16 protein-coding genes are annotated in these 14,478 nt (G+C 72.0%); 11 read left to right on the forward strand and 5 right to left on the reverse strand.

What is annotated here, in order from left to right; genetic code table 11:
* Positions 1-165: 165 nt before the first annotated feature.
* Positions 166-375, reverse strand: a complete 210-nt coding sequence (locus Psi01_RS27690; protein ID WP_204067060.1) for a hypothetical protein — start codon at positions 373-375, stop codon at positions 166-168.
* A gap of 287 nt (positions 376-662) precedes the next feature.
* Between Psi01_RS27690 and Psi01_RS27695 the strand changes: the two genes are divergently transcribed.
* Complete coding sequence (locus Psi01_RS27695) at positions 663-1,280, forward strand: SRPBCC family protein (protein WP_239128067.1); 618 nt, start codon at positions 663-665, stop codon at positions 1,278-1,280.
* 563 nt (positions 1,281-1,843) lie between these two features.
* Here the strand turns inward: Psi01_RS27695 and Psi01_RS27700 are convergent.
* Entirely contained in the window at positions 1,844-3,994 is a 2,151-nt protein-coding gene (locus Psi01_RS27700) for a transglycosylase domain-containing protein (protein WP_239128068.1), read from the reverse strand.
* A 109-nt stretch (positions 3,995-4,103) separates the two neighbouring features.
* On the reverse strand, positions 4,104-5,420 hold the full coding sequence (murA, locus tag Psi01_RS27705; protein ID WP_204067062.1) for a UDP-N-acetylglucosamine 1-carboxyvinyltransferase: 1,317 nt from the start codon (positions 5,418-5,420) through the stop codon (positions 4,104-4,106).
* An 85-nt stretch (positions 5,421-5,505) separates the two neighbouring features.
* Here murA and Psi01_RS27710 point away from each other — a divergent pair, with 85 nt between their 5' ends.
* The gene (locus tag Psi01_RS27710) at positions 5,506-6,165 is read left to right on the forward strand and encodes a hypothetical protein (RefSeq protein ID WP_204067063.1); all 660 of its coding nucleotides are present in this window, start codon (positions 5,506-5,508) and stop codon (positions 6,163-6,165) included.
* Between the two features lie 13 nt (positions 6,166-6,178).
* Here the strand turns inward: Psi01_RS27710 and Psi01_RS27715 are convergent, their stop codons facing one another.
* Together Psi01_RS27715 and ybaK are read right to left on the reverse strand one after the other, a co-directional pair.
* Positions 6,179-7,573, reverse strand: a complete 1,395-nt coding sequence (locus Psi01_RS27715; RefSeq protein WP_204067064.1) for an amidase — start codon at positions 7,571-7,573, stop codon at positions 6,179-6,181.
* Between the two features lie 89 nt (positions 7,574-7,662).
* The gene (ybaK, locus tag Psi01_RS27720; RefSeq protein WP_204067065.1) at positions 7,663-8,160 is read right to left on the reverse strand and encodes a Cys-tRNA(Pro) deacylase; all 498 of its coding nucleotides are present in this window, start codon (positions 8,158-8,160) and stop codon (positions 7,663-7,665) included.
* Positions 8,161-8,281: 121 nt separating this feature from the next.
* On the opposite strand from ybaK, the gene hisD reads away from it, so the two are divergent.
* From hisD to hisF, 9 genes are all read left to right on the forward strand, one after another.
* Positions 8,282-9,616, forward strand: a complete 1,335-nt coding sequence (hisD, locus tag Psi01_RS27725; RefSeq protein WP_204067066.1) for a histidinol dehydrogenase — start codon at positions 8,282-8,284, stop codon at positions 9,614-9,616.
* Positions 9,613-10,683, forward strand: a complete 1,071-nt coding sequence (locus tag Psi01_RS27730) for a histidinol-phosphate transaminase (RefSeq protein ID WP_204067067.1) — start codon at positions 9,613-9,615, stop codon at positions 10,681-10,683. The genes hisD and Psi01_RS27730 overlap by 4 nt, the downstream gene beginning before the upstream one ends.
* Positions 10,683-11,294 carry an imidazoleglycerol-phosphate dehydratase HisB gene (gene hisB, locus Psi01_RS27735; protein WP_203876800.1) on the forward strand — a complete coding sequence of 204 codons (612 nt, stop codon included), beginning with the start codon at positions 10,683-10,685 and terminating at the stop codon, positions 11,292-11,294. The genes Psi01_RS27730 and hisB overlap by 1 nt, the downstream gene beginning before the upstream one ends.
* A gap of 17 nt (positions 11,295-11,311) precedes the next feature.
* Positions 11,312-11,467, forward strand: coding sequence for a CG2302 family histidine operon protein (locus Psi01_RS27740; RefSeq protein ID WP_203876801.1), 156 nt, complete (start codon positions 11,312-11,314; stop codon positions 11,465-11,467).
* Entirely contained in the window at positions 11,461-12,096 is a 636-nt protein-coding gene (gene hisH / locus Psi01_RS27745; RefSeq protein ID WP_204067068.1) for an imidazole glycerol phosphate synthase subunit HisH, read from the forward strand. The genes Psi01_RS27740 and hisH overlap by 7 nt, the downstream gene beginning before the upstream one ends.
* Before the next feature lie 93 nt (positions 12,097-12,189).
* Positions 12,190-12,531, forward strand: a complete 342-nt coding sequence (locus Psi01_RS27750; RefSeq protein WP_204067069.1) for a hypothetical protein — start codon at positions 12,190-12,192, stop codon at positions 12,529-12,531.
* 4 nt (positions 12,532-12,535) lie between these two features.
* Positions 12,536-13,255 (forward strand): bifunctional 1-(5-phosphoribosyl)-5-((5-phosphoribosylamino)methylideneamino)imidazole-4-carboxamide isomerase/phosphoribosylanthranilate isomerase PriA, encoded by a 720-nt coding sequence (priA, locus tag Psi01_RS27755; RefSeq protein ID WP_204067070.1) that lies wholly within the window; start codon positions 12,536-12,538, stop codon positions 13,253-13,255.
* Between the two features lie 26 nt (positions 13,256-13,281).
* On the forward strand, positions 13,282-13,677 hold the full coding sequence (locus tag Psi01_RS27760) for a RidA family protein (protein WP_203876805.1): 396 nt from the start codon (positions 13,282-13,284) through the stop codon (positions 13,675-13,677).
* A gap of 20 nt (positions 13,678-13,697) precedes the next feature.
* Positions 13,698-14,468, forward strand: coding sequence for an imidazole glycerol phosphate synthase subunit HisF (hisF, locus tag Psi01_RS27765; protein WP_204067071.1), 771 nt, complete (start codon positions 13,698-13,700; stop codon positions 14,466-14,468).
* Positions 14,469-14,478 lie beyond the last annotated feature (10 nt).

Raw genomic sequence — 14,478 nt, forward strand, 5'->3', positions numbered from 1 at the left:
CTCGCCGCTGATGACCCGGCCCGACGTCTCGTAGATGATCCACCCGCTCACCGGGCTGCGGCCGGCTGGTGCGTCTCATCGCCCGACCCGGGACCTGCGGAATTCTGGGCGGCTGACCCTGAGGACCGGCCGCAGGCGACGCCCGATCGAGTTACGGGACATCGCTCAGATGCGTTTGATCGTCGCGAGCCATGCCGGTGCGCCGTCGTCGTGGTATCTCGTCTGGATCCGAGCCGGTTCGACGGCGACGAGATTCCATCCGTCGCCGGGGTCGAACGCCGCCCTCAGCTCTTCCCGGCTGACAGGGTGCGGGCCGGTGTCCGGGCCTTCGTCGCTGAAGCACAACACGTACAGGATCCCACCGTGCTCGGTCACCGACCACCGAACGGATCGCCGGCAAGGGTTTCCGGTCGCTCCGGCAACTTCGCCTCCTGCAGCGGATCCCGCCACCTCATCGTGGCCCGTCGATGCACAGATCCCGGCTATTCCTACTTCGGCCGCAACGCCAGGTTGTTACACGGGCACCACCTGCTCTCGACGATCCGTTCTCGGAACGGCCTGGCGATCAGCCTCTAATCCCGTGTTTGACTTATATAAGTGCATCCTGAAATGATCCGGTCGCGTACGCGCCCACCGCGTGACGGACGAGACGGAGGACCCTGATGGGCATCGTTGAGGAGATCAACCAGGCGCATCGCGAACTGCTCGACGGCGAGCGCAAGGTCGTGACGCTGCGGCGGCGCTACGAGGCGGAGGTCGAGGACGTGTGGGACGCCTGCACGAAGCCCGACCGGCTGAGCCGCTGGTTCCTGCCCGTCACGGGGGACCTTCGGCAGGGAGGCGCCTATCAGCTCGAAGGCAACGCGGGCGGCGAGATCCTGCGCTGCGAGCCGCCCCGCCTGCTGAAGGTCAGCTGGCTGTACGGCGAGGACCCCGGCTTCTCCGAGGTGGAGGTGCTCCTGTCGAGCCAGGACGGCGGCACCTTGTTCGAGCTGCGCCACACCGCCGAGGTGCCGCCGGAGATGTGGTCGGACTACGGCCCCGGCGCCGTCGGCGTGGGCTGGGACCTGGCCTTCCTGGGCCTCGGCCTGCACCTGTCGGGCGCGCCCCGGATCGACGAGAACACCTTCCACCAGACCGACGAGGGCCGGCGCTTCATCACCGCCGCCTGCCAGGCCTGGGGCCGGGCCCACGAGACCGCAGGCGGCCCGCCCGACCGGATCGCCGCCACGGTCGCCAACACCATCGCCTTCTACGCCCCCGAAGAGGAACCTGCCTGACCCGGAAGGCCGTGACGGACGCCTCCCGGGTGTCAGCCCACGAACCCTCGGTGCCCATATGCCGACCCATGATCAGGAAGACGCCGGCGGGCGCCGACTACGGCGGCCCGCCCTGAGCTCCTTCCCGCAAGCATGGCCGCAAGGCAACGGCGAGCACCCCTGAACGGCCCCGCACTCCCGCTTCAGCCACCCACAGCACACCGGTCGTCCGGTAAAGGCGCGCACCATGCGGCCCGCATGGGTACGGCGGGCCACAAGGAGTGCGGAGCGGGCGGGTGTGCAGGCCGGCGTGGAAAAGGACCGCACCCCCCGCGCCCGGGCAGGCCGAAGGCCTGAACGCACCAGAGCCCCGCTGAGACGGCCGGCCGGAACACCCGCCCGCACAGCACGACCATGCCCCCAGCACGCGCCCCGCTGCCGAACACCCGCCCTCGTCCCCGCTCACCCCGGCCCGCCCGCCGTACAGAACGGCGCCGAGCACCGCCGTCCAGCGTCTCGCCGCACCGGCGCCGGCTCCTGGCTCGAACCTGCGCCGTACCCGGCGCCAACCCCGTGCCGGCGGCTCAACGGTTCAGGATGTTCTGCCAGGGGCGGAAGCGGGGCTTCTTGCGGAACGGGGACCCGCGGAGGCCGGGGCGGTCGCCACGGGGGCCCTTGGCGGCGCGGGGCGGGGTGAGGACCGGGGTGTGGCCGCCGCCGAAGCGGGACATGTCGGGGCGCTGGAAGGAGGAGGCCGGGACGCCCTTCAAGGCGGCGGACATGGAGGCCACCCAGATCGGACCAGGCAGGGCGGCGCCCTCGACCCGGCTGTAGAACCGCCCGCCGATCTCGACGTTCCGCAGCGGGTGACGGTAGGAGCCGCGGATGTCGCCGACGCTGACGGCCGCGGCGAGGTCGGGGGTGTAACCGGCGAACCAGGCCGAGGTGTAGCCGTTGTTGGTCCCGGTCTTGCCGGCGGCGGACCGGCCGATGCCCTGGCCGCTCATCGTGCCCCGCTGGAACACCCCGGCCAGCACGTAGTTGACCGCGTCGGCGACCTTCCGGTCGATCACCTGGCGGCAGACCGGCCGGACGGGCACGCGGACGCCGTTCCGGTCGACCATCTCGGTCATCGCGACCGGGCGGCAGTGAAGGCCCCGCGCGGCGAACGTGGCGAAGGCCCCGGCCACCGTCAGCGGGTCCATCTCGTTGATCCCGAGGGTGAACGTCGGCACCTCGCGCAGCGGCGTGCCGTCCGCCCGGACGATGCCGAGAGCCCGGGCCGTCTTCACCACGGGGCACAGGCCGACCCGGCGCTCCAGCTTCATGAAGAAGACGTTCACCGATTTCCACGTGCCGCTGGAGAGGCTGTACGCGCCGGGGCGGCGCCTGCCGTCGGAGTTGAAGATCTTGGCGTTGGGGGCGTTGACCGAGCGGCCCGCGCAGTCGGCGAAGCCGTTGGCGGGGACGAACACGCCGGGGGTGACGAAACCCTGGTTGAACCGCCAGCCCTTCCTCAGCGCGGCGGCCAGGGTGAACACCTTGAAGGTGGACCCGGCCTGGAAGCCCATCCCGCCGCCGTGGGCGACGTCGGCGGCCAGGTTGAAGGTGGTGCGCGGGCCGAGGTTGCTGTTGCGGGGGTTGCGGCCGTACTTCTTGCTGGTGGCCAGGGCGCGGATGCGCCCGGTGCCGGGCTCGATCATGGCCTCGGCGGCGACCTCGGTGTCGCGCGGGTCGACCCGTGCGGAGATGGCGCGCTCGGCGGCCTCCTGGGCGGCCGGGTCCAGGGTGGTGCGCAGGATGATGCCCCCCTTGGCCAGGCGGGCCTCGCGTTCCTCGCGGGTGCGTCCGAACAGGGGGTTGCTGAGCATCTCCCGCTGGACGTAGACGCAGAAGTAGGGGTACGGGCTGCCGGCGCAGCCGCCGGGCTCGGGCTTCAGCCGGATGCCCAGGGGCGTGCGCCGGGCGGCGTCCGCCTCGGCCCGGGTGACGGTCCCCGTCTCGGCCATCCGGGTCAGCACGAGGTTCCTGCGCTGTTTGAGCCGCTCGCGGTGTCCCGCGCCCAGCGACGGGTCCGTCCCGTACGGCGTGCGCACCGCCCCGGCCAGGGCCGCCGCCTGCGGAAGGGACAGCTCCGAGGCCGGGACCGAGAAGAACCGCTGGGCCGCGGCCTCCACCCCGAACGCGCCGGCGCCGAAGTAGGCGATGTTGAGATAGCGCTCCAGGATCTCGGCCTTGGTGTACTTGTCCTCCATCGCCAGCGCGTAACGCAGCTCGGTGATCTTGCGCTTCAGGTTGGGCGCCCGGGCCTGGTCGCGTTCGGCGTCGGTCTCGGCGTTCTCGACCAGGATGTTCTTGACGAGCTGCTGGGTGAGGGAGGAGCCGCCCTGCCGTACCCCGCCGGCCTGGGTGTTGGTCACCAGCGCGCGCAACGTCCCCTTGATGTCCAGTCCCGCGTGCTCGTAGAAGCGGGAGTCCTCGATCGCCACGATCGCCTTGCGCATGATCGGCGCGACCGCGTCGAGGCTGACGATCTTCCGGTTCTGCGAGTAGAACTGGGCGAACGGCTTGCCGTGCCGGTCCAGCAGCACCGTGCGCTGCGGGAGCGGGTTCTCCGGCGGGGCGGCCGGCAGGTCGGTGAAGACGCCCGCGACGTTCTTCGCCGTGACGCCCGCCGTGCCGACGATCGGCAGCGCGATCACCGCCGCCAGCAGCCCGCCGGCTGTTCCGCACACCGTCAGGGTACGCAGGCAGGCGACGGGCCCACGTCTGGTATCACGTCGGGAAGTCACGCATAGTAAGGTGCAACCGGATGATCAGGCACAAACACCTGTTTGCCAATCCTTAATCGTTTCGCACCTTCTCTCGACTGATCTTCAGGCCGAGGGAGGCGAACTGCTCGAACGGCCGGTGGTATCCCCGCTCGATGTGGTGCACCCCCCGCAGCGTGGAGGTGCCCTCCGCGGCGGCGGCGGCGAGCACGGCCGAGAAGCCGGCCCGGATGTCGGGCAGCGTCACGTCGGCGCCGCGCAGCTTGGACACGCCCCGCACGACCGCGGAGTGCTTGGCGTTGGTGTCGTGGTAGCGGCAGGCGGGACCGCCGAGGCACACGTCGAAGACCTCGATCTCGCAGCCCATCTTCTGCAGCGCGGGCACGTAGACCAGCCGGTTCTCGAACACGGTCTCGTGCAGCACCGACATGCCCTGCGCCTGGGTGAACAGCACCATCAGCGGCGTCTGCCAGTCGGTCATGAAGCCGGGGTGGGTGTCGGTCTGCACCGCCGCGGCGCGCAGGCCGTCGGGGGCCGAGGCCGACAGGTAGTCGTCGGTGATGTCGAGCTGGGCGCCCATCCTGGCCAGGGTGGTGATGGCGGTGACCAGCCGGTCCTGCGGGCAGCCGTGGACCCGCACCTCACCGCCGGTGATCAGGCCGGCCGCCAGGTAGGAGAACGCCTCGATGCGGTCGCCGTTGAGCCAGGTGGAGGCGCCGTGCAGCTTCTCCACGCCCTCGATCACGATGCGGCGGTCGGGGCTGAGCTCGATCAGCGCGCCCATCCGCTGCAGGAACAGGGCCAGCTCCACCACCTCGGGCTCGGTGGCCGCGCCCTTCAGGACGGTCTTGCCCTCGGCCAGCACCGCCGACATCAGGATCGTCTCGGTGGCGCCGACGCTGGGGTAGGGCAGTTCGAGCCGGGTCCCGCGCAGCCGCTTGGCCTTGGCGTAGATGCCGGTGTCGCTCACCTCGACCTCCGCGCCCATGGCGCGCAGCGCCTCGACGTGGAAGTCGACCGGGCGCCGGCCGATCGGGTCGCCGCCGACCAGCGGCACGAACGCCTCGCCCGCCAGGTGCAGCAGGGGGCCGAGCATCAGGATGGGGATGCGGTTGAGCCCGGTGAACGCGGAGGGGACGTGCGGGTTGATCTCGGGGCCGCGCTCGATGGAGATCTCCTTGGGAGTGATCTCCACGTTGATGCCGAGCGCCCGCAGCATCTGCGCGGTGATCCCCACTTCGCCCACGTCGGGGGCGTTGTGGATGACGCTCTCCCCCGATCCCAGCATGGCCGCCACCATGTGCTTGGAAACGCCGTTCTTGGATCCGCGGACCTCGACGTCCCCGCGCAGCGGGCCGGAGGGCTCGATCAGCCATACCTCTTCGTTCACCCCGACAGCGTAAGGGATTCGATCGATGCCTTGATATTGCGAAAGCGGATGAACGGGTAGCATCGGCCCGTCCAGGTGAAGTGAGGTGAGACGCACGGTGCGGTACGCGCGCGATGTCGCCGTGACCGTGCTCGTGCTCGCCGTCCTCGGGGCCGCGGCCGGTGTCCTGTGGTCGTTCCTGGCGCCCCGCCCGCCGTACGTCGTGACGGACAGGGGCCCGCTGCTGGCCGATCCCTCCACCCAGGCGCTCATCGCCGCCGACGGCTGGTTCGCCCTCGTCACGGGCGTGCTGGGGCTGGTGTGCGGCGCCGTGGGCTACCGCCTGTCGCACCGGACCCACCCGGCCGTCATGCCGCTCGCGCTGACCGCGGGCGGCCTGCTGGCCTCCTACCTCGCCCTGTGGGTCGGCGGGGCGGTGAACATCGGCGCCGTGACCGTGGCCGCCGCCGGTGTGCAGGTCCCGGTGGTGCCGGGGCCGCTGCGGCTGACCGCGCACGGCGTCGTCGTCGCCTGGCCGCTGTTCGCCGTCGGCCTGTGCTTCGCCCTGGAGGGGATCGCGGGCTACCGCGACTCGCCGCTGCGCCGCCCGTTCGGCGGGCACGACCCGTTCGGGCCGCCCGAACCGCCGCCCGAACCGCCGCTCGGACCGCCGCCTGGATCACCGCCTGGACCGCCGTCCGGACCGCCCTCTGAGCCGCCGTCCGAATCGCCGTCCGAGCCGCCGCCGGGACCGAAGGCCCCCTAGCCGGTCACGGCCGTCACGTCAGGGCGGGGCGGTGGGAGCCGTGCCCGGTGGCCCGCTCGAAGGCGTGGGCCAGCCGCAGCACCCGCAGGTCGGCGAAGGGACGCCCGACGATCTGCACGCCCACCGGCAGCCCCGCGGAGGTGAAGCCGCACGGCACCGACGCGGCGGGGGCGTGCAGCACGCTGACCCAGTAGGCCGAGCGCATCCACGCCAGATAGTCGGGCAGCTCCTCGCCGTTGATCTCGGTGACGTACGGCGCGTCCACCGGGAACGGCGGCACCTGGCTGACCGGTGCGATCAGGAAGTCGTAGGTGTCGAAGAAGGCGCTCATCCGCTGGTAGAGGCCGCTGCGCAGCCGTTCGGCGCGGGCCAGGTCCGCCCCGGTCACCGCGCGGCCCCGCTCGACGTTCCAGCGCACGTTCTCGCCCAGCTCCTCCTGCGGCAGGTCGCCGTAGGACAGCAGGTAGTACCACGCCCGGTAGGTGCGGAAGGCCTCCTCGGCGTCGGACAGGTCGAGCTCGACCCGCTCGACGTGCGCCCCCAGTCCGGCCAGCACCGCCGGGGCGCCGGCGGTGACCTTGGCCGTCTCGGCGTCCACCGGCAGCCCGCCCAGGTCGGGGCTCCAGGCGATCCGCAGCCCGGTCAGATCCAGCAGGTCCAGCGACTCGGTGAAGACGGCGCCGCTCTCGGCGATCGACAGCGGGGAGGACGGGTCGAAGCCGGCCACCACGCTCATCAGCAGCGTCAGGTCCTCCACGGTCCTGGCCATCGGCCCGGACACGCCCAGGGTGAACCAGGCGGCCCTCGGCGTGGGGGAGGGGACCCGCCCCGGGGTCGGCCGCAGCCCCACCACGTTGCAGAAGGAGGCCGGGTTGCGCAGCGATCCGCCCATGTCGGAGCCGTCGGCCAGCGGGATCATCCCGCAGGCCAGCGCCGCCGCGGCCCCTCCGCTGCTGCCGCCGGCCGAGCGCGACAGGTCGTAGGGGTTGCGGGTGGCACCGAAGATCTCGTTGACCGTGTGCGAGCCGGTGCCGAACTCGGGGGTGTTGGTCTTGCCGACCGTGATCGCCCCGGCCTCGCGCATGCGCCGCACGATCAGGGCGTCCCGCTCCGGCACGTGGTCGGCGAAGATCCGCGAGCCGTACGTGGTGCGGATGCCCGCGGTGTCGGTCAGGTCCTTGTAGGCGACCGGCAGCCCGTGCAGCGGGCCGCGCCACACGCCCTTGGCCAGGTCGCGGTCGGCCGCCTCGGCCTCGTCGAGGGCGCGCTCGGCCGTGAGCGTGACGATCGCGTTGACCCGGGGGTTGACCTCCTCGATGCGGCGCAGGTGGGCGTCGAGCAGTTCGGTCGCGCAGATCTGCCGGGTGCGCAGCAGCTCCAGCATCTCGACGGCGGTCAGGTAGTGCATCCGTCCTCCCGGTCCGTACGGCCCGCCCAGTCTGGCCGGGCGGCGGCGGCCGCGCCTCGGCAACCTTCGACAGAACTACCCAGCGGGGACTACCCGGTACGGCCGATGGAGGCCGTGGTGGCCTGCGTGAGCCGTACCAGCTCCTGCGGGGCGGTCTCGATCTGCAGCCCGCGCCGCCCGGCGGAGAAGTAGACGGTGGGGAACTCCAGCGCGGAGGAGTCGACGACGGTCGGCAGCCGCTTGCGCTGCCCCAGCGGGCTGATGCCGCCCACCACGTAGCCGGTGACCCGCTCCACCTTGGCCGCCTCGGCCATCGCCGCCCGCTTGCCGCCCAGCGCCGCCGCGAACGCCTTGAGGTCCAGCTTGCCCGCCACCGGCACCACCGCGACGGCCAGCCCGCCCTCCACCTCGGCCACGAGCGTCTTGAAGATCCTCTCGTACGGCACGCCGAGCGCGTCGGCCGCCTCCTCGCCGTAGGCCTGGGAGTCGGCGTCGTGCTCGTAGGGGTGCAGCGTGAACTCCACCTTGGCCTGGGTCAGCGCCACCGTCGCGGGGGTGCCCTGGCCCTTGGTTCCCTTCTTGCTCATGAAGGGCAGGGTAGAGTACCCGGCGAATCTACAACGTAAAGGGCATGGCTCATCACCCACGACGAATGTCCGGATAGTGGACAAGACCAGACTGGGTGCCCCGGCTCCGTAAACTGTATGGGTGATTTCCCGTACCGACCTGCGCGGCGCCCTCCCCGAGGACCTGCGCGACGTGCTGCCCCGTGCCGAACTCGACGTCGAAGCCGCCCTGGAGAAGGTCCGGCCGATCTGCGAGGACGTGCATCATCGCGGGGTGGCCGCGGTCCGGGAGCTGACCGCCCGCTTCGACGGGGTGGAGCTGGAGTCCACCCGGGTGCCCGCCGAGGCGATCGCCCGCGCGCTGGAGGAGCTCGACCCCCGGGTCCGCGCGGCCCTGGAGGAGTCCATCCGCCGCGCCCGCCTGGTCCACCGCGACCAGCGCCGCACCGACGTCACGACCCGGGTGGTGCCCGGGGGCACCGTCACCGAACGGTGGGTGCCCGTCGAGCGCGTGGGCCTGTACGTCCCCGGCGGCCAGGCGGTCTATCCCTCCAGCGTGGTCATGAACGTCGTGCCCGCCCAGGAGGCGGGGGTGACCTCCCTGGCGGTGACCTCGCCGGCGCAGAAGGAGTTCGGCGGGCTGCCGCACCCGACCATCCTGGCCGCGTGCGCGCTGCTCGGGGTGGAGGAGGTCTACGCCGTCGGCGGCGCCCAGGCCGTGGCGATGTTCGCCTACGGCACCGAGGAGTGCGCCCCGGTGACCATGGTCACCGGCCCGGGCAACATCTGGGTCGCCGCGGCCAAGCGCCTGCTCAAGGGCCGCATCGGCATCGACTCCGAGGCCGGGCCCACCGAGATCGCCATCCTGGCCGACTCCACCGCCGACCCGGCGCACGTGGCGGCCGACCTGATCAGCCAGGCCGAGCACGACCAGATCGCCGCGGCGGTGCTGGTCACCGACTCGGCGGAGCTGGCCGAGGCCGTGGAGAAGGAGCTGCCCGGCCAGGTGGCCGCGACCAAGCACTCCGAGCGCATCGCCACGGCCCTGTCGGGCCGCCAGTCGGGCATCCTGCTGGTGGACGACATGGAGGCCGGGCTGCGCGTCGTGGACGCCTACGCCGCCGAGCACCTGGAGATCCACACCGCCGACGCGGCCGCGCTGGCCGCCCGGGTCCGCAACGCCGGAGCGATCTTCGTCGGCACCTACGCGCCGGTCTCGCTCGGCGACTACCTCGCCGGGTCCAACCACGTGCTGCCCACCGGCGGCTGCGCCTGCCACTCCTCGGGATTGTCGGTGCAGACCTTCCTGCGCGGCATCCACGTCGTCGAGTACACCCGCGAGGCCCTGGCCGGCGCCGCGGCCCACGTGTCGGTCCTGGCCGACGCCGAGGACCTGCCCGCGCACGGCGCGGCGGTCCGCGTCAGGTTCGCCGAGGGCGAGCTGGCCGAGCTCAGCGACTGGGAGGGGCGTTCATGAGGCTGCAGGACCTGCCCCTGCGCGAGGACCTGCGGGGGCGGACGCCGTACGGCGCCCCGCAGATCGACGTCCCGGTGCGGCTCAACACCAACGAGAACCCCTACGGCCCCTCCGCCTCCCTGGTCACCGACCTGGCCGAGGCGGTGCGGCACACCGCGGCCGAGCTCAACCGCTATCCCGACCGCGACGCGCTCGGCCTGCGCGCGGAGCTGGCCGCCTATCTCGGCCACGGCCTGACGACGGAGCAGGTGTGGGCCGCCAACGGCTCCAACGAGATCATCCAGCAGATCCTGCAGGCTTTCGGCGGTCCGGGCCGCAGCGCGCTGGGCTTCGAGCCGTCCTACTCGATGCACCCGATCATCGCCGGCGGCGCCTCCACCGAGTGGATCTCCGGGACACGCGAGGAGGACTTCGGGATCGACCCGGACAAGGCGGTCGCCGCGATCGCCGAGCACCGGCCCGACGTCGTCTTCCTGACCTCGCCCAACAACCCCACCGGCACCGCGCTCGACCCGGCGGTGATCGCCCGTGTCGTCGAGGCCGCGCCCGGCATGGTGGTGGTGGACGAGGCCTACTTCGAGTTCGCCCGCACCGGCACGCCGTCCGCGCTGACGCTGCTGCCGGACAACCCGCGGCTGATCGTGACCCGGACCATGTCCAAGGCGTTCGCGATGGCCGGCACCCGGCTGGGCTACCTCGCCGCCTGCCCGGCGGTGATCGAGGCGCTGCTGCTGGTGCGGCTGCCGTACCACCTGTCCACGCTCACCCAGACGGCGGCGCGCGTGGCGCTGGCCCACCGCGACGAGCTGCTCGGCACCGTCGACATGCTGCGCGAGGAGCGGGACGCCACGGTGCGGTGGCTGCGGGACCGGGGACTGGCGGTGGCCGACTCCGACGCCAACTTCGTGCTCTTCGGGCGTTTCCCCGACCGGCGCGCGGTGTGGGAGGGCCTGCTGGAGCGGGGGGTGCTGATCCGCGAGGTCGGCCCGCCCGAGTGGCTGCGGGTGTCCATCGGCACGGCAGAGGAGATGGCGGCGTTCCGCGCCGCTCTGGAAGGGATCTTGTGATGAGTCTTGCCGGAGGCGGGCCGCGCGTCGGCCGCGTCGAGCGCGCCACCAAGGAGACCTCGGTGCTGGTCGAGGTGAACCTCGACGGCACCGGCGTGGTCGAGGTGTCCACCGGCGTCGGGTTCTATGACCACATGCTGAACCAGCTCGGCAAGCACGGGTTGTTCGACCTGACGGTGAAGACCGAGGGCGACCTGCACATCGACTCGCACCACACGATCGAGGACACGGCGATCGCGCTGGGCGTCGCGTTCCGCGAGGCGCTGGGCGACAAGTCGGGCATCCGGCGGTTCGGCAGCGCGTCGTGCCCGCTGGACGAGTCCCTCGCGCAGGTCACCGTCGACCTGTCCGGCCGGCCGTACCTCGTGCACAGCGAGCCCGAGAACATGGCCCCGATGATCGGCCCCGACTACGACACGACGCTGACCCGGCACATCCTGGAGTCCTTCGTCGCGCACGCCGCCATCTGCCTGCACGTGCACGTGCCCTACGGCCGCAACGCCCACCACATCGTGGAGGCGCAGTTCAAGGCTCTGGCGCGGGCGCTGCGCGAGGCGTCGGAGCCCGACCCGCGGGCCAGCGGCGTGCCCAGCACCAAGGGAGTGCTGTGATCGGCGATGGGTAACGGATGACTGACAACTGGACGGCCATCGCGATGGCCTTCGTCGCCCTGTTCCTGGTGGGCGGCATCATCTCCTTCCTCAAACAGGGCCTGAAGAAGGGCGCGGTGCTGCTGGCCGCCCTCGCGGCCCTGGCGACCACGGCGGCGGTGCTCTGGTGGTGAAGAACGTCACGGTCCTGGACTACGGTTCGGGCAATCTGCGCTCGGCGGAGCGCGCGCTGGCCCGGGTCGGCGCGAACGTCACGGTGACCGCCGACTACGAGGCGGCGATGGAGGCCGACGGTCTCGTCGTGCCGGGGGTCGGCGCGTTCGCCGCGTGCATGAGCGGGCTGAAGTCGGTGCACGGCGACCGGATCGTCGGCCGCCGCCTGTCCGCGGGGCGGCCGGTGCTCGGCATCTGCGTGGGCATGCAGATCCTGTTCGGGACCGGGGTCGAGCACGGCGTCACGACCGAGGGGTGCGGCGAGTGGCCCGGCACGGTCGAGCGCCTGGACGCCCCGGTCCTGCCGCACATGGGCTGGAACACGGTCAAGGCGCCCGCCGAGTCGGTGCTGTTCGCCGGTCTCGACGCCGACACGCGGTTCTACTTCGTGCACTCTTACGGCGTGCGCAACTGGGAGCTGAAGGCCGGTCCCGGGTTCACCGACCCGCTGGTGACCTGGGCCGAGCACGGGGTGCCGTTCGTCGCGGCGGTGGAGAACGGCCCGCTGATGGCCACCCAGTTCCATCCGGAGAAGTCGGGTGACGCCGGGGCCCAGCTGCTGGCGAACTGGCTGGAGACCGTCGGGTGACCACGCGCCCGTGAGCGTCCCGACGAACCCCGCCCCACCCTGCCGAGGTCCGATCGAGTCCCGTGAGCATCCGATGATCCCCGTGAGTTCCCGATGAGCAAGGAGCGGGCCCGCAGGCGGGCCGAGCGGGAGGCCGAGCAGGCCCGCCAGGCGGCCGTGCGCGCCGAGCGGGAGGCCCGGCTCGCCCGGCGGCGCGAGCGCGCGGGCCGGCTGGCCGCCCTGTTGCCGGGGCGGCCGGTCCGGATCGCCGGCCAGCGTGGCATCATGGCCCGTCGCCGCCGCACGCAGAACGGGGTCGTGGCGGTCCTGTTCCTCATCGTCCAGGTGATCGCCTGGCTGCTCTGGTCCTCGTGGTCGGCGCGGCTGGGCGTCCTCATCCTGTCCCTACTGCTGGTGCCGGTGCTGGTCACCGTCGCCTTTGACCGGAGGTCCTGATCAGATGTCGCTAGAGCTGCTGCCCGCCGTGGACGTCGCCGACGGCCAGGCGGTCCGCCTGGTCCAGGGCGAGGCCGGCACCGAGACCTCCTACGGCGACCCGCTGTCGGCGGCGCTGGCCTGGCAGGAGGCCGGGGCCGAGTGGATCCATCTGGTCGACCTCGACGCCGCCTTCGGCCGGGGGTCGAACCGGGAACTGCTCGCCTCGGTGGTGAAGGCGCTCGACATCAAGGTCGAGATGTCCGGGGGCATCCGCGACGACGCCTCGCTGGAGGCCGCGCTGGCCACCGGCTGCCGCCGGGTCAACATCGGCACCGCGGCCCTGGAGAACCCGGCCTGGTGCTCGAAGATCATCTCCGAGTACGGCGACCGCATCGCCATCGGCCTGGACGTGCGCGGCACCACCCTGGCCGCCCGCGGCTGGACCCAGGAGGGCGGCGACCTGTGGGAGGTGCTGGAGCGCCTGGAGGCCGACGGCTGCCCCCGCTACGTCGTCACCGACGTCACCAAGGACGGCACCCTGCGGGGCCCGAACCTGGACCTGCTGCGCGAGGTCTGCGCCCGTACCGACAAGCCCGTGGTCGCCAGCGGAGGCGTTTCCTCCCTCGATGACCTGCGCGCTCTCGCTTCCCTGGTTCCGATCGGCATCGAGGGGGCAATCGTGGGCAAAGCCCTGTACGCCCAGGCCTTCACGCTCGAGGAGGCCTTGGCGGCGGTTTCCTAGCTTTCCGCGCGCATAGAGGAGACAGGGTGATTCACCGGACGGGTTCCAGGGTGTTCAGCGGGGGCGTATGGGAGGAGCGGTACGGCTACGCCCGTGCGGTGGTCGCCGGCCCATGGGTGATCGTTTCCGGCTGCACCGCCACCGTCGACGGTGAGGTCCTTCACGTCGGTAACCCCTACAAGCAGGCGCTCACGGCGTTCGGCGTCGCGCTGGACGCCATCGAGAAGGCGGGCCTGACGCGGCACGACGTCGTCAGGGTCCGCTACTTCGTGGTCGACGACGACCACTACGACGAGGTCGGCCGAGCCCATGCGGAGCTCTTCGGCCAGGTCCGCCCGACCTGCACCGGTGTGCGGGTGGCGGGCCTGATCGATCCCCGGATGCTGGTCGAGGTCGAGGTCGAGGCCTACAGAGAACGATAGACAACGATGAGGAACCCCACGTGAGCGTCGCTGTACGAGTGATCCCCTGCCTGGACGTGGACGCCGGGCGGGTGGTCAAGGGCGTCAACTTCGAGAACCTGCGCGACGCGGGCGACCCGGTCGAACTGGCCCGGCGCTATGACGCCGAGGGGGCCGACGAGCTGACGTTCCTCGACATCACGGCGTCGAGCTCCGACCGCTCCACGATGTACGACGTGGTGCGCCGTACGGCCGAGCAGGTGTTCATCCCGCTGACGGTCGGCGGCGGGGTGCGCTCGGTGGAGGATGTGAACCTGCTGCTGCGGGCGGGGGCGGACAAGGTGTCGCTGAACACCGCCGCCATCGCCCGCCCGCAGCTGCTGACCGAGGCCTCGCGGCGGTACGGCGCGCAGTGCGTGGTGCTGTCGGTGGACGCCCGGCGGGTCGTCGACGGCCCGCCGACGCCCTCGGGCTTCGAGGTGACGACCCACGGCGGCCGGCGCGGCACCGGCATCGACGCGGTCGAGTGGGCCCGCCGGGGTGAGGAGCTGGGCGTGGGGGAGATCCTGCTCAACTCCATGGACGGTGACGGCACCCGCGACGGCTACGACCTGGAGATGATCCGCGCGGTGCGCGCGGCCGTCTCCGTCCCGGTGATCGCCAGCGGCGGCGCGGGCGCGCTGGAGCACTTCCCCCCGGCGGTGGAGGCGGGGGCCGACGCGGTCCTGGCGGCGTCGGTGTTCCACTTCGGCCAGCTCAAGATCTCCGACGTCAAGGACACCCTCCGTGCGGCGGGAGTCCCCGTCCGCTGACGTCATGACG

This window comes from Paraplanobispora siamensis, from assembly GCF_016863175.1.
In the GTDB taxonomy this organism is placed as follows: domain Bacteria; phylum Actinomycetota; class Actinomycetes; order Streptosporangiales; family Streptosporangiaceae; genus Planobispora; species Planobispora siamensis.